Raw genomic sequence first — 15,736 nt, 5'->3', positions numbered from 1 at the left:
TGGAAGCCCCCTTCCACCCGACAGAATGGCGTTACTGCTTTACAATTCCCAGCTGCGGGATCAGGGCTGAATAATCGGTCAATTCTTTCTTCGCCTCGGTATCCATGTCGGAACCGCTCATGTACGCGAAGTTATAACCCTTCTGTGACAGAAGCTTTTTCACATCGTCGGAATTGATTGCCGTCTTGGACGCTTTTTCCAGAACGTCTACAATTTCCTGCGGCGTATCCTTTGGAACCGCAAATCCGCCCCAGCCCTGAACACTGACGTCAATGCCCTGCTCTTTTGCCGTTTTGATATCCGGATAAATCGAGGAACGTTCGTCGCCGATGACGGCAAGAATCTTCAATTCGCCGGAATCAACGCTTGACTGAACCTCCGACGGGCTGACTGCCGTAGCATCGATGTTTTTGCCAAGGAGTGCAGCCACGGCAGGAGCCGCTCCGTCAAACGGAACATGGGTGAACTTGCAGCCGGTTTTCTGTTCAATGCTGGCCGCGGCAATCTGCCAGATCGAACCGGTTCCGGAATTTCCAACCTTTACTTCGCCGGGATGAGCCTTCGCATAATCGACAAAATCCTGAAGTGTTTTCCATTTGGAATCGCTCCGAACCGTAATGGCCGCCGGAATCGTCATCGCCCTTGCGATAAATTTGAAATCGTCGGTGGAAAGCGTTGTGAAGCCAAGCGCCTTCAACATCGTGGACTCAACCGGCATGTAGGCAATCGTATATCCGTCCGCCTTGCTGTTTTTTACATACTCCAGACCCACGGCTCCGGAAGCACCTGTCTTATTGGTGACAATAACCGGTTTGCCAAGCACCTGCTGAAGCTGGGAGGCATAGATGCGGGCCACCGTATCGGACGCCCCGCCTGCGGAATAAGGTACAATCAGAGAAATTTGTTTGGTCGGAAAGTCGGTTGCTTTCGAGGCTGCGGCAGACGATGCCGAGCCGGAAGCAGATCCCGTACCGCTGCAGCCTGTAAATAAGGCGGCGGTCATGGTCAGGGCCAGGGTTGCGCTGAGTATTTTTTTTAAGTTTTTCATACGAGCTCCTCCTAATCATCTTTATATCGACAGCATTTCCCATAAATGCCGACAATACCTAAATCATAACGGGCGGTTGTTCACAGATATTTTTGGATCTGTTTGACCAGTTCTGCCTTCTGTTCCTCGTTCAGATCGATCAGCGGTTTTCGCATGTGCCCTCCGTTCAGTCCCCTGTAGTCCAAAACAGTTTTAAAGTAAGCCATATCCGCACCGGAACGTATGATTTCGCAGATTTCGTTTGCGATTTTCTGCTCTTTCAGTGCTGTTTCATAGTCACCTTTGCAAAAGGCCTTATAAACGCTGACGAAGTGTTCCGGCATCGGTCCGGAGCAGCCGGACACGGTCCCCTCCACACCCATGGCAAGCGCTGCGAGAAAAAGCCGGTCCGTGCCAAACAACACGGAAAATTTTCCGTCGTTAATCAATAAATAGTCCTTCACGCGAAGCATATCGGGATAGCTGTATTTGATCCCTACAACATTTTTACACCTGTCGGCTATTTCCTGCACTACATGCGGTTTCAAATCATTGGCCGCGCATTGAGGAATAGAATACAGATAAATTGGAAAATCTGTCGGAAGGCCTTTCGCAATTTCCTCGTAGTACAGCACCATTGCCTTATCGTTAACGCCAAAATAGCTGGGAGTCACAATGCCGACTCCATCGGCGCCGATTTTACAGGCATGTTCCGCCAGCCGAACGGTTTCTTTTAACGTCATGGCGCCTGCATGTATGTAAACAGGCACCCTACCGTCCGCTTTCTTCACGACAGTCTGGGCAACAAGCTCCCTTTCCTCCGGGGACATCAGGTACATCTCGCCCGTCGTACCCGTCGGATAAAGACAGTTGATCCCTTTCTGAATCAGAAATTCGGTCTGCTTTTCCAGAGCGTTGACGTCAACCTGATCATTGCCATCAAAAGGTGTCGTCATCGCGGTGATCACGCCGTACAATTTTTTCAACCCTTTTTCCTCCGTTCTAAAATTAATTTAAAACTCGTTGTTTGTTTATTAAACAATCTGTTTTTGTTCTGCTTGTTTTTTATGGCAGTAGTTTTAATTCTTCTAACCATAATTGACATTTTAATAAATTTTACGAATTGCAGCAACATTAATGTAGCATTATTCAACATCAATGTCAATATTTTTTTATAATATTTTTATATTTATGTGTCATATTGACAACGATTCTCTGAAATGCTATGATGTATCCGTTACTTGATATCTTAATAATTTTTATTAAACATTTAGCTGAATTCTTAAGGAGGACTAAAAATGCAGAGACTTCTGAACCGTCCACAGGATTATGTTGATGAAATGCTCGATGGTATTTATCTTGCTCATCCCACACAGGTTAAATTCATTAACGAAGACAAAAGATGTCTGGTCTCTTCGAAAACAAAAGAAGGTAAAGTCGGAATCATCACCGGCGGGGGCTCCGGGCACCTTCCTCTCTTTTTAGGTTATGTCGGCGAAGGACTGCTGGATGGATGCTGCATCGGCGGTGTATTTCAGTCACCGAGCTCCATGCAGATTCTCGACGTGACAAAAGAAGTGAACCGCGGCGCCGGAGTCCTCTATCTATACGGAAACTACGGCGGAGACATCATGAATTTTGATATGGCAAAAGATATGGCGGAGATGGAGAGCATCGAAGTTCGCCAGGTCGTAGCCGGAGACGATGTGGCTTCTTCCCCCAAGGGTTCGGAAAACAAACGCCGTGGCGTAGCGGGAATCTTTTATGCTTTCAAAATTGCCGGAGCCGCGGCGGAATCCATGCTTCCGCTTGCCGAAGTGGAACGCCTTGCACAGAAGGCCTCCGATCACGTTCGGAGTATGGGGGTCGCCTTGACCCCCTGTACGATCCCGGAGCTGGGAAAAGCGAATTTCAGTATTTCGGACGGTGAAATGGACCTTGGGATGGGAATTCACGGGGAGCCTGGAATCAAAGTAGACAAGCTGAAAACCGCGGATGAAATCGTGGACGAGATTCTGTCCCACATTCTTCCGGATCTGCCCTATTCGAAGGGAGACGAGGTTTCCGTGCTCGTCAACGGACTGGGCGCAACGCCTAAGGAAGAGCTGTATATTGTTTTCCGCCGTGTTGCGAACGTACTGGCTGAAAAAGGCATTTCCCTCTACAACAGTTATGTGGGGGAATTCGCAACCTCCATGGATATGGCGGGTATGTCCATCTCTTTGCTAAAACTTGACAGTGAACTGAAGAACTACCTTTCCATGCCCTGCTCTACGCCGTTTTTTCTTCAGAATCAAATATAAGGAGAACCACTGCAATGAATGTTGTTACCAGAAAGCAGCTTGTTGATTTTGTCTGTGAAGCTTCCCGTCTGATGGAAGAAAAGAAAGAGTATCTGATTGAACTCGACGCCGCGATGGGTGACGGCGACCTTGGGCTGACGATGTCGGCGGGGTTCGGAAAAGCCAGCGAATTTGTTCTGTCTAGCGAAGAAACCGATCTTGGAAAGCTTTTGATGCAGGCCGGAATGGTGTTCGCCCGCACCGTTCCATCGACGATGGGAACACTGATCGCCTCCGCTTTCTTAAAAGCCGGCAAGGGGGCTCTCGGGAAAACAGAGCTTACAGTCGACGGCCTTGCGTGCTTTGCTCAAGATTTTGTTTGCGGCATTATGGAACGCGGAAAAGCCCAACGTGGAAACAGAACGATTGTGGATTCCCTTGCTCCGGCAGCCGACGCGCTTCAAAAGGCGGCGAAAGAAGGACTTTCCGTCGCGGAATGCTGTAAGCGCGCGATGGAAGGCGCCGCCAAGGGGGTTGAGGATACCAAATCCATGCTGCCCGCGTTTGGCAGAGCGGTCTATTTCGGCGAAAAGGCCCTGGGACGTCCCGACCAAGGCGCATTGGTCGGTTATTACCTGTATCAGGCTTTGTCATCGTCTGCACAAGAATAAACCAGACCTTAAAATGCCCGCTTCCGTTCTAACTTCGGAAGCGGGCATTTTAAAAATATTTTCCTTTTTTAAAAACCAGTAAAACCATCAGATAGACGCAGACCAGAAGAAGCGTAAAGTTGCCCGGTGAACGGAACAGCACGAAAAAGCCGATCGCGGAAAGCGGAGCCAAAAACAGAAAGGAAATCACCTGCACCGTTGCCGCCGCTCTGTCCGGCTCCCAACGAGTACACAGCAGCGAATACAAGGCCTGTCCTCCGTCCAAAGGCTCGATCGGCAAGGAATTGAACGCGAATAACGTGAAATCTGCCAGCATCAGATTCTTTGCCGTCGAGTTTTGGAAGGCGGAAAACAAAATTGCGGCCAGAAGATTGGCCGCCGGTCCCGACAAAGAGACGACGGCATCTCTCAGGTATCCGCGATCCGGCCGTGAGGTCCGGATGATGTCAATGCCAAAAACGGTGAACCTGACTGTTTCGGGCAGGCAGCCAAAAGCGTACATTACGCCAAGATGGCTGGATTCGTGAAGAGCCGCCGCTGCCAGACCGGCCGCGGCCACACCGCTTCTGTCAAACAGAAGCAGCAGCGCAATCAGAGCAAAAAAGAAATAACTGAAAGTGACCCGGCAACCGCCGACCGTAAAATTCATGGCGATGCGGAGGAAGAGGGCGCCTTCCCCTGAGAAGAAGGCGAAGCGGAAGCGTTATTTTCCGATTGCGGAGCGGAACCCTGCGCGGATGCTCTATTCGCTTGTGTCTGCGTACCGGATGACGCCGGAGCCGAAGCATTCTCAGGCTGTGAAGGGGTGGAACCCGCTCCGTTCGCTGAGCCTGCCGAGGATGCCTGCGAAGCCGGGTTGCTTGGCTGATCCAGCGCAGAAGACGCTTCCTGGGTATTTTCCGGTCTGGAGCTGGTAATGTTTGACCATAGGTCGATTACCACATGCTTCATATTCTCCATCTGTGAATCAGCTACAATCGAATCGTTCAGCGATTCAAAATACCAGTTTCTCACTTTTTGATAAACCGTTCCGCCGTTCAGGCGCAGAGCTACGGCAGCAATTAAGATGGCCGTGCAGGCGCTGATCTGCACCACAGTCAGCAGTTTGGTGCTTGCCCTGCGGTTAACCGGGTCAGGCTGCGGTTCAAAATCATCGGCCTCGGCAGAATATAATTCCTCATCCGGGTCCGTATTTTCCGGCTCCTCCCATGTTTTGCGCGTCCGGGAGCCGGTCACCACTAAATTTTGGCCTTTCCGTTCCGTTTCCGTTCTTGTATTTCGCTTCATTTGAAATCCTCCTGCAAATCATGTTCGAGTAATCATATGAAAATGATCGCACAAACAGAACCGAACCGGATCAAAAGCGGACAGAGTATCCGTTGATCTCCTCGAATCATTCTTGTAAAATGACCGATTTTTTGTTAAGATATCGATAAGAAAAGAGGGATTTCATATGAATCAAGCTTTAGCACAAATGGAGCAAAAGAAAATCGAGTCGGCGGTAAAGGCACTGAATGCGAATCGCTTTGACGCGCGTTTTGTTGCAAGCCGGGAAGAACTTTTAAAACTCCTCGGTGAAATGGTCCCTGAAAACGCCGTCGTCGCAAACGGAGGTTCCTTTACGCTGGAGGAAACCGGGGTCATGGACTTTATCCGCAGCGGCAGATTTCAGTTTCTGGACCGTTACCGCACAGGGATGACCGCGGAAGAAAAGCGTGAAATCTTTCTCCGCTCTCTGAATTCCGACTGGTATTTCACCAGCGCCAACGCAATTACAATGGACGGACAGCTTTTTAACATTGACGGGAACTCAAACCGGATCGCGGCGATTGCCTACGGCCCCAGAAACGTCGTTGTGATCGCGGGCGCCAACAAACTGGTCCAGGACCTTACGGAAGCCGAAAGCCGTGTGAAAAACTGGTCTGTGGCGGCAAACTGCTTCCGTCTGAACGTTCACACAACCGGCTGTTCTCTGACCGGAAAATGCACCGACTGCAAAAGTCCGGAACGCATGTGCTGCAACACTTTGATCAGCAGTTTTCAGCGCGAACCTGGAAGGGTCAAGGTTTTTCTTCTTCCCGAAACGCTGGGATACTGATTTGCTCACTGCCCCTGCCCGCATCCGCTGCCGCGCCTGCGGGCGGAGCTGCGCAGAGGGTTTCATGCCACAAACAGAAAGACGGCCTCCGCAATCCGCGAAGGCCGTCTTATCTTCTAAAAATTACTGTTTGGACTGAATGTACCGGTCGATCGACCGGGCGGCGTCTTTCCCGCCGCCCATTGCAAGAATGACCGTAGCCGCGCCGCTGACAGCGTCGCCCGCGGCATATACGCCCTCGCGGGATGTCCGCATGGTTTCCTCGTTTACAATAATACAGCCGCGCTGATTTGCCTCAAGGCCCTCGGTCGTTGTACGAATCAGCGGGTTCGGCGAATTTCCGATTGCCATAACAACACAGTCGACCGGAATTTTAAAGTTGGAGCCTTCCACCGGAACCGGCTTGCGGCGTCCGGAAGCGTCCGCTTCTCCCAGTTCCATCCTGATACACTCGATCGACTCCACTTTTCCGTCCTTATCGCCATGGATTGCCACCGGATTGCAAAGCAGATTAAATTCGACGCCCTCTTCTTTTGCGTGGTGGACCTCTTCACGGCGGGCCGGCATCTGCTCTTCCGCACGGCGGTAAACAATATGAACCTGCTCCGCGCCAAGGCGCAGGGATGTTCTGGCCGCGTCCATCGCGACGTTGCCGCCGCCGACCACGGCAACGCGCTTCGGCTCGATCATCGGCGTATCGTATTCCGGTTTATAAGCCTTCATCAGGTTCACACGGGTGAGAAATTCATTGGCGGAGTAAACGCCGACCAGACTTTCACCCGGAATATTCATAAAGCTGGGCAGACCCGCGCCGGTTCCGACAAAGACGGCCTCATACCCCATATCAAACAATTCGTCGACGGAGAAAACCTTTCCAATCACCATGTCGGTCTTGATCTCCACGCCCTTTTGCTTGAGCGCGTCGATTTCCTTCTGTACGATTTCCTTCGGCAGACGAAACTGCGGAATTCCGTACATCAGTACGCCGCCGGCCGCGTGCAGCGCCTCAAAGACCGTAACGGAGTAGCCCTTGGCGGCAAGATCGCCCGCACAGGTCAATCCCGCCGGTCCGGCCCCGATCACCGCGACCTTGTGGCCGTTGTGCTCCGCATGGAATTCTTCGTCCTTTCCGTTCTTTATGTGCCAATCCGCGGCAAAACGCTCCAAACGTCCGATTCCGACCGGCTCGCCCTTGATTCCGCGCACACAGTTGTGTTCGCACTGATTTTCCTGCGGGCAGACACGCCCGCAGACGGCAGGCAGGGAATTCGTCAGTTTAATGGTCTGATAGGCGCCTTCCATATCTCCCTCGGAGATATGCCGGATAAAATCCGGAATATGCACCCCAACCGGACAGCCGGAAACACACGGCTGGTTTTTGCAGTGAAGGCAGCGCTCCGCTTCTTCCTTCGCCATCGCCTCCGTATAGCCCAGAGAAACTTCTTCGAAATTTTTGTTGCGGACGTTCGGTTCCTGCTCCGGAATCGGCGTCTTTTTCGGATTCATATTAGGCATTTTCCACACTCTCCATCAGATGGCATTTATAGTCATGGGCCGCTTTCTTTTCCATTTCCGCATAGGTTCTGGAACGTTTGATCGTTTCGTCGAAATCCACTTCATGCCCGTCGAAATCCGGGCCGTCCACACAGGCGAACTTTGTCTTTCCGCCGACGGTCAGGCGGCAGCCGCCGCACATCCCGGTTCCGTCGATCATGATCGGGTTCATGCTGACAATCGTCTTAATGCCGTATTCCTTTGTCAGGTTGCAGACGGCGCGCATCATAACCAGCGGCCCGATCGCCACGACCAGATCGTAATCCGCTCCCTCTTCGATTCTCTTTTTCAGCGCGTCGGTTACAAACCCCTGGTTCCCGTTGGAGCCGTCGTCCGTCATCACGGTAAGGCTGTCGCTTGCCGCGCGCATCTCGTCTTCAAGTATAATAATATCCTTGTTCCGGAAGCCGGCGATCATGTCCACCTTTGCCCCCAGCTGATGCAGGGCCTTGGCCTGCGGGTACGCAATCGCGCAGCCCGCGCCGCCGCCGACCACCGCCGCCTTATGATAACCCTCCAGCTCGGAAGCCTTGCCGAGAGGCCCGATGAAATCAAGAATCGCGTCGCCGACCTTCAGCTGATCGAGCAGAATCGTCGTTTTGCCGACAATCTGATAAATAATGGTGACCGTTCCCTTTTCGCGGTCGTAATCCGCGATGGTCAGCGGAATTCGCTCTCCGTATTCATTGACGCGCAGGATAATAAACTGACCCGCTTTTGCCTTTTTCGCGATATAGGGAGCGTCAACCACCATTAACGTCATGGAGTCGTTGAGTTTCCTTTTTTCTATAATAGAAAACATAATTTCACTCCTGTTAGATTGATAATATTTATACAAACATTATGACATATCACATCGGTTTTTGCAATAGAAAGTTTACCCTAAACTGTCACGGCCATCCTAATCGGATCAATCAAAATTTTTCAGCAAAAATGCCGAATGACATAAAAAGAGTGCCTGCTTTTCAGCAGACACCCTGACCATGATTGGTAATGCTACAAAATAATGCAGATCAGCCCGTTGCAGCCCTCGTTGATAATTCTTTCAATGGTTTCGCGGACTTTATCGCGCGCGTCGTTCGGCATTCGCGTCAGCTTGTTGTGAAGCCCTTCATTGACCAGTTCGTGCAGACTTTTCCCAAAAATGTTGGATTCCCAAATCTGCGACGGATTGGATTCGAACTCCTTGAGGATGTATTCCACCAGCTCCTGCGACTGCTGCTCGGAGCCGACAATCGGGGTAATCTCCGTCGTGATTCGCGTCTTCATCATATGGATGGACGGAGCCGCCGCCTTCAGCCGGATCCCGTACTTTCCGCCCTGCCGGATGATTTCCGGTTCTTCCAGACTGAGCTCTTCCACCGTGGGCATAACGATTCCATATCCGTTTTCTTCCACATCCCGGTAAGCGTCCTTGATGCGGTCGTACTGTTTTTTAACATCGGCCATCTTCAGCACCTGATCCATCAGGCTGCCTTCGTCGCCGATTTCCAGTCCTGTCTTTTCCCCCAGCACCTTATAAAACAGATTCGGCTGAAGCGACAGGCCGATTCTTGCGTGCCCGTTGCCAAGCTCCACGGATTCGGTTTTCGCCGCATTGACATATTCGCACTGCCCGACTTCCCCGATAATATTCTCCACTTCGCGGATTCGGCCGACCTTTGAAGCCGCCGCCTGTATCGTGGAATATACGCTGCTTCTCAGCCAATGATCCTTTTCCAGACCGGAAAGCCATTTTGGCATGTCGACGCGGATTTCCTTCACCGGAAATTCAAACAGGATCTTTGCCAGAATCATTCGGATTTCTTTTTCTTCCATCCGCAGACAGTTGACGGGCAAAACCGGAACCCCGTATTTTTTTTGCAGTTTTTCCGCAAGCGCGGCTGCTTCCGCCGTGTCCGGATCAATGCAGTTCAGCAGAACAATAAACGGTTTATCGATCTTTTTCAGCTCGTCGATCACGCGCTCTTCCGCTTCCTCGTACTCTTCACGCGGAATGTCGCTGATACTGCCGTCCGTTGTAATCACCAGGCCGATGGTCGAATGCTCCGTAATGACCTTTTTGGTGCCGATTTCCGCCGCCATGTTAAACGGGATCGGATCGTTGTACCACGGGGTCATGACCATGCGGGGATTATCGTTTTCGATGTACCCCAGCGAGCTGGGAACAATGTAGCCGACACAGTCGATCATTCTGACGGAAAACGTTGCCGTCTGGTCGATTTTAACGGTAACGGCCTGCTCCGGAACAAATTTCGGCTCCGTTGTCATGATTGTGCGCCCAGCGGCCGACTGAGGCATTTCGTCGACCGCTCGGTCCCGTTTATAATCGGAATCCATATTTGGAATCACGATCGTGTCCATGAAGCGTTTAATGAATGTGGATTTGCCGGTTCTGACCGGGCCGACTACTCCTATGTATATATCCCCGTTGGTGCGTTCCGAAATATCCTTGTAGATATTGCTGCTGTGTTCTTCCATTTTACCTCCCCCTCAAGGCTGAGATCATTTTATGCCGGTACCGGGATTTCGCTTTTTACATGGGAATCAACAGCATTCCTCTGTTTTCCATAACGTCGCCGGCTATGCCGTTTTCCTGTTTGATGGTAGTCATTGACGTTCGGTAATCGCGGGCAATGTTCCAAAGGTTTTCCCCTGCTTCGGCATAGTAAATGCATAATGCCGCGGAATTGTCGCGGGCGACCGGCTTCTCTTCGTCCGCCGTGACATCTGTAATCGCTTTAAACGAGTACCGGCTGAAAATTTCCGCGGTTAAACGCAGCTCGGTCTTCGCCTCTATCCCGCTGCCCATAATCCGGAAGCTGATCCCTCCGACTGCAATCTGTGCTTCGCATTTCGTATTGTCGCCGGAGCTGCTGCAGGCACGGGTATATTCAAAATCGAGCAGGCGCTCGAAATAAAACGGTTTGCTTTCCTCATCCAGCGCCAGTACGCACAGGCTGTATTTCCCTTTAAAAGTAATCTGGCCGCCCTGAATTTCCGCGGAGACGGTGCTCATTTCATTCCAGACGTCAATCACCCGGGAAACGGTGTTGTCTTCGACGGACAGAGTGCTTTTGTGCACCGTGGTATCCCCGACCAATTCCGCCAGGTTATCCACCGTTTTCTGTTTTGACTCAATATTCATGTCGAAATCCTTTGAATAAGCGTCGTTGACTACCGTAACTTCCGATCCCTGATAAGCCGCCGCGCTGGCAAACAATCGAATCTGGGTATCAAAAAACGTCTTGTCGCCGGAGTAATCGTTTTTAATCTGAGCTTCCACCCCGATGACGCTCAGCTTGACATCGCAGAGGCAGTCGTCCGTTACGCTGGCGCAGTCAAGCATCTGACTGAACGGAATGGTAAACTCCATGGCCTCCGGCATACTGTTTTCTTCCGTCCCGTCATACAGGAATTTGACGCAGGCCTCGCCCTTGACCATCAGCTTCCCGGCCGTAACCTTAAAGTCCTGGAGAACGGCAAAGGCGTCCGTACGCATGATGCTGTCGGCCGGAGGCTTGCCGCTGCCAAGCTCAAGGATTTCATCCACGCTGAACTGTTGCTGGCAGAATCCGACCAGATTGTTGATCTTCATTGTTTTTTTCTGCTGCTCAACATCGGAACCGACGATGTTGCTGACAACATCGCTGTGTCCCTGGACAACCACTTTCGCACACACCGAAAAGGCGCCGTGAATATCCAGGCGCCGTGGACTCGTCGCGCGGCAGTTAATATATTCCACTCGCGGGAACGCATAAATCTGCGCGTTTTCAGCCGCCTGTTTTAAAGAGATCTCCGATGAAAAAGTGTCGGTGCTGTCGCAGAACCGGATCCGCATTCCGCCAGGGTCGAGATAAAAGACCTTTACGGTAAAGCCTCCCTCCAGCATCAGGCGGTCGCCGGAGATCGACCGTGACCCGATTTTCGGGTAAATCTGGCATTTTAAAATGCGCTGTATATCCGGGCAGTAATCCGGAAGGCTGATGTTCAGGTCGACTGGCTGCTCCTGGCAGCCGTCGAAAATAACTTCTCCGACTGCCATCGCCTCGCGGTCAAGCATATAATCCATAGAGGCCCTCTCCTTTTTTTAATTCTACGTAATTGTTATTCCGGTCTTGTCTTATTTATACCATGTGAATGGAAAAAATCGACGGGCAAGGATGCCTGAATGGAAGAAAGAGCAAAAAAACGCCCCCGGTTTTCCGGGGGCTGAATTTATTGTTCCTTTTTAATGTTAAACATCCTGCGAAGCAAAAAACTCCAGAATTTCGAACTGTGTACAACGACTACCTTCATGGTTGTATCCCTCCCGGAATTATGTTCAGCACCCCTTAAACAGTGCGATGCCCAGCGCAATGATGATAACAGACGCAAAAAACATGATCAGCCCAATGGGGCAAAAACAGGACAGCAGCAACCCAAAGCCAAACGCCACAATATAATGCGCCCAGCATTTCACGTCACATTTATGCCTGCCTCCCATACGATCACCGCCCTGCCGCAGTTTTAAATTCTATTAACAGTATATACCGGGAGGGTAAAATGTGTGCAAAACAGAATTTAAGATTGGACCAGGATCAAAGCGTCACCGTCGTGGACGCTGACGCGGGCCTCCTCCGCCTCAATGCGGTTGCTGACTCCGAGAGGATCGTCGGAATGAAGAACCGCTTTGGTCAGCGGATATTTCATTCCGATATAGCTGACGCGGCATGCCGGGCACCCGAACGGGAACACGGAAACGGTTGCTCCCCTCATTCCGTTCAAAGTCAGCCGCCCGCCGCAGATTAAAAATACTCTGCAGGATTCACCGACAAGAACCGATTTGCATCCCTGGCGGCTCAAATACTGAAGAACGCAGAGATTCGCATAGGAGTGGTCGAAACGCTCGCCGCCCAGGACGCCGAACAGCGCAAATTGACGGAAGCCCCGCCGTATGCCTTCCTTTACCGCCGCAAGCGTGTCCGTCTCATCCTTTTCAACGGCCAGCCGGATAGTTTCCACCTGACCCGGCAATTCGCCCCGATAGGAGTCGAAGTCGCCGATCAGAAGATCGGGGCGGACCTGAAACCGGTTGGCGTTTTCAAGGCCGCCGTCGGCACAGATGACGAAGCAGTCCTCCGGTTTATATTCCCCGAAATTTTCCGCGCTGTCAATCGGAACCGATCCGATCACCATACAGATTACTTTTTGTCCCATTCCCTGATCCCATCCATTTCCTGATACATTGCCACATAGCTTTCATGTCTTGTTTTGCTGATTTTTCCATCCCTGGTCGCCTGCAGCACGGCACAGCCCTTTTCGCAGGTATGCGAACAGGAGGAAAACCGGCACTGATTCAGGTACGGGGCGAATTCCGGGAAACAGAACGGCAGATTTTCCTTTGAGATGCGGTCGCTCTTTTCCAACGTTATGGAAGAAAACCCCGGCGTATCCGCAACATAGCCGCCGTCCTCTAGCTTCAGAAGCTGAACCTTGCGGGTTGTATGACGGCCTCGGCCCAGCTTGCGGCTGATTTCGCCCGTTTGAAGGTTCAGGTCATGAAACATACTGTTTAAAAGAGTGGATTTTCCAACGCCGGAATTCCCGGTAAAAGCCGTTGTTTTCCCAGGCAGAATCCGCTCCACTCTCTCCACGCCCTCTCCCGTTTCACAGGAAACGCTGAAAGAGCGGAAGCCGGCGGCGGAATAGATTTTCTCAAGCGGTTCCACCGGCATCAGGTCCGTTTTGGAAAAGACAAGCACGGGTTCAATTCCCTTGTCCACAGCCGCGGCAATCTCACGGTCCGTATTCAAAAGGTTCGGTGAGGGGTCGCAGGCCGATACGACAATCACCAGTTGGTCCAGATTCGCAACCGGAGGACGAAGCAGAAAATTCCGGCGCGGCTGAATTTCTTCAACGGCGCCGGTTCCGTCCGGTTCTGCGGAAATGGTCACATAATCGCCGGCAAGCGGCGTAATGCCGTTTTTACGGAAAATTCCCCTTGCCCTGCACTCGTAAATCCGGTCGGCGGTCTCCACCGAATAGAAGCCCCCGATTCCCTGTAAAATCAATCCCTGAACCATCATTTTCAATCGCTCGGCGAGACGGACCCGCCGGACGGGATCTCGCTGGAAGAGGAGGAACTGCCGGTCGGCTCCACATAAGCGGTAGACCACTGGAGCTTGCCTTCGCCCGTGTCAAAATTCAGGGAATAAATGTTGTACTTGCTTCCGTCCAGCGTAATGGTAAGAGTCTGAATCCCGTCGGTTCCGGTAAACTCAAGCTGACACACGTCATTATAAGACGGATTGACCGTTTTGGTAACATTCAGGTCACTGCCGAGATAAGCCCTCAGCACGATATCGTGCGACACATTCTTTGGAAGCTGGACATAGATGGTAACTTTTTTCTGCGCAGGCCCGGAGCTGACAATCAGATTGACCGTGGTGCCCTGGTCAACCTTTACGCCGTTGAGAGGGTCGGTTTCAATCACGGTCCCTTTCGCCTGATCACTTGCCTGCTCTTTCGTGGTTCCGACCGTAAGCCCTGCGTCCGTTATCATTTTTCTCGCGTCGTCAACCGTTTGCCCGGCTACGTTCGGCACGGGGATTTTCTGGATATCCTTTCCGGAGCTGACGTAAACATTAATCACATCCGTACCGGCTGTAACCTCGGTTTTCGCCGGGGGCTCCGTTCTGACGACGATTCCCTTGTCTACCGTATCGCTGGCAATCGGCAGAATTTTATAATCCAGATTCAGCTTTTTCAGCGCGGCTTCCACATCCGCCTGAGAACTGCCGGAATAATCGTCGAGAGTAATCGTCGCGCCCCCGCTGCTCACCGTCAGGGTAATGGTGGTGTTTTCCTTCACCATCGTGCCGGCTTTCGGGGTCTGGTCTAAAATCGTACCCTTTTCCGCCGTTGGGTCGCTCTTTGGCTCTTCCTTGATCGTAAAGCTGTAAGTGGGGTCGCTGTTGATCTCGTTCTTCACTTCGTCGATGTTTTTGCTGACATAGTTGGGCATCGTAACATCCTTCGGCCCGGAGTTGAGGCTGTGAACCAATGCCGCGACCCCGAAACTGATGGTCACAATCAGGAACGCCGCCGCGATTCCGGCAACGATCAGAATGGCAACCGGCTTTTTCTTTCTTGCCGGCTCTTCGTCGGGTTCTTCCTCATAATCATAGTTGTCGTTGTAATTGGGCTGATCGTTGTTTCTGACCGAGTTGATCGCATCGATATATTTCGTCGGTTTTTCATCAATAAAATATTTATACTGGAATTTCGTACTCGGATTTCTTTTAAATATTTCAATATCACGCAGCATTTCGGCGGCTGACTGATACCGGCGCTCCGGATTCTTCTGCATCGCCTTCAGCGTGATCTCCTCCAAGCCTTCCGGAATGGAGGGATTCAGCTCGCGCAGCGGCTTCGGGTCGGTCTGCAGCTGCATGATGGCTACGGAAACGGCGCTGTCCGCTTCAAACGGAAGCTGACCCGTCAGCATTTCATACAACATGACGCCGACGGAGTAAATATCTGTTTTTTCGTCCGTCCTGTCGCCCCGCGCCTGTTCGGGCGCGATATAGTGAACCGAACCGATCGCCTTGTCCGTCATGGTGCGGGTCTCGCTTCTGGAAAAGCGGGCGATTCCAAAATCCGTCACCTTAATGGTTCCGTCCTGAAGCAGCATGATATTCTGCGGCTTGATGTCCCGGTGAACGATTCCTTTTTCGTGAGCGTGCTGGAGCGCGCGCAGAATCTGGACGGAGAAATGGATCGCTTCTTTCCATTTGATCCGTTTCTGCTGATCCAGATATTCCTTGAGTGTGATTCCGTCGATATACTCCTCGACAATGTATTGAATTCTGTCCCCAAAGCTGACATCGAATACTTTTACGATGTTGGGGTGGGAAAGAACAGCAATCGCCTTCGACTCATTTTTAAAGCGCCGGATAAACTCTTCGTTGCCCAAAAACTCGTCTTTCAGAATTTTGACGGCCACGGCGCGGTCGTCAATCGTATCGTAAGCGCGGTAAACGACCGCCATACCTCCGACTCCGACCAATTCATGTATCTCATAGCGGCCGTCAAGCCGTTTGCCGGTGTATTTATCCATGCA

The 15,736-nt window shown here is 51.6% G+C and carries 15 protein-coding genes; 3 read left to right on the top strand and 12 right to left on the bottom strand.

Annotated elements, in window-relative coordinates:
• Positions 1 to 31: 31 nt before the first annotated feature.
• Both CAFE_RS18420 and CAFE_RS18415 read right to left on the bottom strand, forming a co-directional pair.
• Positions 32 to 1,048, bottom strand: a complete 1,017-nt coding sequence (locus tag CAFE_RS18420) for a tripartite tricarboxylate transporter substrate binding protein (RefSeq protein ID WP_083209996.1) — start codon at positions 1,046 to 1,048, stop codon at positions 32 to 34.
• Positions 1,049 to 1,128: 80 nt separating this feature from the next.
• Positions 1,129 to 2,013 (bottom strand): dihydrodipicolinate synthase family protein, encoded by an 885-nt coding sequence (locus tag CAFE_RS18415; protein WP_066644108.1) that lies wholly within the window; start codon positions 2,011 to 2,013, stop codon positions 1,129 to 1,131.
• 312 nt (positions 2,014 to 2,325) lie between these two features.
• On the opposite strand from CAFE_RS18415, the gene CAFE_RS18410 reads away from it, so the two are divergent.
• Complete coding sequence (locus CAFE_RS18410) at positions 2,326 to 3,330, top strand: dihydroxyacetone kinase subunit DhaK (RefSeq protein ID WP_066644107.1); 1,005 nt, start codon at positions 2,326 to 2,328, stop codon at positions 3,328 to 3,330.
• A gap of 14 nt (positions 3,331 to 3,344) precedes the next feature.
• Positions 3,345 to 3,980, top strand: coding sequence for a dihydroxyacetone kinase family protein (locus CAFE_RS18405; protein WP_066644106.1), 636 nt, complete (start codon positions 3,345 to 3,347; stop codon positions 3,978 to 3,980).
• A 49-nt stretch (positions 3,981 to 4,029) separates the two neighbouring features.
• Here CAFE_RS18405 and CAFE_RS18400 read toward each other — a convergent pair whose 3' ends face one another.
• On the bottom strand, positions 4,030 to 4,629 hold the full coding sequence (locus CAFE_RS18400; protein WP_066644105.1) for a zinc metalloprotease: 600 nt from the start codon (positions 4,627 to 4,629) through the stop codon (positions 4,030 to 4,032).
• Entirely contained in the window at positions 4,626 to 5,267 is a 642-nt protein-coding gene (locus CAFE_RS18395) for a hypothetical protein (RefSeq protein ID WP_066644104.1), read from the bottom strand. Before CAFE_RS18395 ends, CAFE_RS18400 begins: the two co-directional genes overlap by 4 nt.
• Positions 5,268 to 5,433: 166 nt before the next feature.
• On the opposite strand from CAFE_RS18395, the gene CAFE_RS18390 reads away from it, so the two are divergent.
• Positions 5,434 to 6,078: a lactate utilization protein gene (locus tag CAFE_RS18390; protein ID WP_066644103.1), complete on the top strand. Its 645-nt coding sequence runs from the start codon at positions 5,434 to 5,436 to the stop codon at positions 6,076 to 6,078.
• A 123-nt stretch (positions 6,079 to 6,201) separates the two neighbouring features.
• On the opposite strand, the gene gltA is transcribed toward CAFE_RS18390, so the two are convergent.
• From gltA to pknB, 8 genes are all read right to left on the bottom strand, one after another.
• Positions 6,202 to 7,593, bottom strand: coding sequence for an NADPH-dependent glutamate synthase (gene gltA, locus CAFE_RS18385; RefSeq protein WP_066644102.1), 1,392 nt, complete (start codon positions 7,591 to 7,593; stop codon positions 6,202 to 6,204).
• Positions 7,586 to 8,434: a sulfide/dihydroorotate dehydrogenase-like FAD/NAD-binding protein gene (locus CAFE_RS18380; RefSeq protein ID WP_066644101.1), complete on the bottom strand. Its 849-nt coding sequence runs from the start codon at positions 8,432 to 8,434 to the stop codon at positions 7,586 to 7,588. The genes gltA and CAFE_RS18380 overlap by 8 nt, the downstream gene beginning before the upstream one ends.
• A gap of 194 nt (positions 8,435 to 8,628) precedes the next feature.
• Positions 8,629 to 10,113, bottom strand: coding sequence for a stage IV sporulation protein A (spoIVA, locus tag CAFE_RS18375; RefSeq protein ID WP_156991403.1), 1,485 nt, complete (start codon positions 10,111 to 10,113; stop codon positions 8,629 to 8,631).
• Positions 10,114 to 10,168: 55 nt separating this feature from the next.
• The gene (locus tag CAFE_RS18370) at positions 10,169 to 11,704 is read right to left on the bottom strand and encodes a DUF3794 and LysM peptidoglycan-binding domain-containing protein (protein ID WP_066644099.1); all 1,536 of its coding nucleotides are present in this window, start codon (positions 11,702 to 11,704) and stop codon (positions 10,169 to 10,171) included.
• Between the two features lie 252 nt (positions 11,705 to 11,956).
• Entirely contained in the window at positions 11,957 to 12,118 is a 162-nt protein-coding gene (locus CAFE_RS19715) for a hypothetical protein (RefSeq protein WP_166525184.1), read from the bottom strand.
• Between the two features lie 77 nt (positions 12,119 to 12,195).
• Positions 12,196 to 12,831 (bottom strand): thiamine diphosphokinase, encoded by a 636-nt coding sequence (locus CAFE_RS18365; protein ID WP_066644098.1) that lies wholly within the window; start codon positions 12,829 to 12,831, stop codon positions 12,196 to 12,198.
• Entirely contained in the window at positions 12,816 to 13,700 is an 885-nt protein-coding gene (gene rsgA / locus CAFE_RS18360) for a ribosome small subunit-dependent GTPase A (RefSeq protein ID WP_066644097.1), read from the bottom strand. The genes CAFE_RS18365 and rsgA overlap by 16 nt, the downstream gene beginning before the upstream one ends.
• 2 nt (positions 13,701 to 13,702) lie before the next feature.
• The gene (pknB, locus tag CAFE_RS18355) at positions 13,703 to 15,733 is read right to left on the bottom strand and encodes a Stk1 family PASTA domain-containing Ser/Thr kinase (protein WP_066644096.1); all 2,031 of its coding nucleotides are present in this window, start codon (positions 15,731 to 15,733) and stop codon (positions 13,703 to 13,705) included.
• Positions 15,734 to 15,736: the final 3 nt, after the last annotated feature.

Origin of the sequence: Caproicibacter fermentans, from assembly GCF_009746625.1 — a bacterium.
In the GTDB taxonomy this organism is placed as follows: domain Bacteria; phylum Bacillota; class Clostridia; order Oscillospirales; family Acutalibacteraceae; genus Caproicibacter; species Caproicibacter fermentans.
Note: the sequence above shows the minus strand (reverse complement) of the source record. Positions and strands in the feature narration are given on the sequence as shown.

Excerpts from the sequence above, each read along its gene's own strand:
- CAFE_RS18365 (WP_066644098.1), bottom strand. The coding sequence starts at position 12,831 with ATGGGACAAAAAGTAATCTGTATGGTGATCGGATCGGTTCCGATTGAC.
- CAFE_RS18400 (WP_066644105.1), bottom strand. The coding sequence starts at position 4,629 with ATGAATTTTACGGTCGGCGGTTGCCGGGTCACTTTCAGTTATTTCTTT.
- pknB (WP_066644096.1), bottom strand. The coding sequence starts at position 15,733 with ATGGATAAATACACCGGCAAACGGCTTGACGGCCGCTATGAGATACAT.
- CAFE_RS18380 (WP_066644101.1), bottom strand. The coding sequence starts at position 8,434 with ATGTTTTCTATTATAGAAAAAAGGAAACTCAACGACTCCATGACGTTA.
- spoIVA (WP_156991403.1), bottom strand. The coding sequence starts at position 10,113 with ATGGAAGAACACAGCAGCAATATCTACAAGGATATTTCGGAACGCACC.
- CAFE_RS19715 (WP_166525184.1), bottom strand. The coding sequence starts at position 12,118 with ATGGGAGGCAGGCATAAATGTGACGTGAAATGCTGGGCGCATTATATT.
- CAFE_RS18370 (WP_066644099.1), bottom strand. The coding sequence starts at position 11,704 with ATGGATTATATGCTTGACCGCGAGGCGATGGCAGTCGGAGAAGTTATT.
- CAFE_RS18420 (WP_083209996.1), bottom strand. The coding sequence starts at position 1,048 with ATGAAAAACTTAAAAAAAATACTCAGCGCAACCCTGGCCCTGACCATG.
- gltA (WP_066644102.1), bottom strand. The coding sequence starts at position 7,593 with ATGCCTAATATGAATCCGAAAAAGACGCCGATTCCGGAGCAGGAACCG.
- CAFE_RS18410 (WP_066644107.1), top strand. The coding sequence starts at position 2,326 with ATGCAGAGACTTCTGAACCGTCCACAGGATTATGTTGATGAAATGCTC.
- rsgA (WP_066644097.1), bottom strand. The coding sequence starts at position 13,700 with ATGATGGTTCAGGGATTGATTTTACAGGGAATCGGGGGCTTCTATTCG.
- CAFE_RS18395 (WP_066644104.1), bottom strand. The coding sequence starts at position 5,267 with ATGAAGCGAAATACAAGAACGGAAACGGAACGGAAAGGCCAAAATTTA.
- CAFE_RS18405 (WP_066644106.1), top strand. The coding sequence starts at position 3,345 with ATGAATGTTGTTACCAGAAAGCAGCTTGTTGATTTTGTCTGTGAAGCT.
- CAFE_RS18390 (WP_066644103.1), top strand. The coding sequence starts at position 5,434 with ATGAATCAAGCTTTAGCACAAATGGAGCAAAAGAAAATCGAGTCGGCG.